1 protein-coding gene is annotated in these 685 nt (G+C 56.4%); it reads left to right on the top strand.

Going from position 1 to position 685, the window contains the following annotated elements; genetic code table 11:
• On the top strand, positions 1–685 hold a 685-nt coding region (locus MRBLMR1_RS28255), incomplete at both ends, for a histidine kinase (protein WP_500067052.1).

Genomic DNA, 685 nt, shown 5'->3' with positions numbered 1-685 from the left:
TCGACGAGGTCGATGATCCTGAAAGCGATGCAGAACGAGCAGTTGGTGAGCCTCTGCTTGAGATTTACAATCCGATCCTACAGCCCTGGTCGGGCCAGGTTGTTGCCGTCACAGAGTTTTACGAAAGGGCGGGAGAGCTCGAGCGCAGCCTGACACGGGCGCGTTTTAGAAGCTGGGTCGTGACCATCACTGTAACGGCCGGTTTTTTCCTGATCCTCTCGGCAATCGTCCTGCGCGGAAGCCGAACCATAGAACGTCAGCTTCAGGAGAACCTCGATCTTACCCACCGTGTCAAGAAAGGTTCTCAACGAGCGGTCGCCCTCAACGAAAAATTTCTCAGGAGGGTGGGCGCGGACCTGCACGATGGGCCAGCACAGCTTATGGCCTACGCTGCTCTGCGCATGGATAGCGAACAGATCCTCAGCGACGACAGCAATAGAGCTACCCGTGAGGAAGAGGTTGCGACAATCAAAGAGAGCCTCGACGAGGCGATACGCGATATCCGCATCATCTGCCGTGGCTTGATCTTGCCCCACATCGAGACCCTGTCACTCAGCGAAGCGGCCCGCCGAGCAGTCGAGCACTACCAATCACGTACAGGGGCATCGGTAGATAGTGCGATCGAGCCGTTGAATGACGAGATACCAGTGGCGGTGAAAATCTGCGTCTATAGATTCCTCCAGGA

This window comes from Neorhizobium sp. LMR1-1-1.1, assembly GCF_040675795.1.
Classification (GTDB): Bacteria; Pseudomonadota; Alphaproteobacteria; order Rhizobiales; family Rhizobiaceae; genus Neorhizobium; species Neorhizobium cellulosilyticum.
This window is presented reverse-complemented; position numbering and strand designations above follow the sequence as displayed.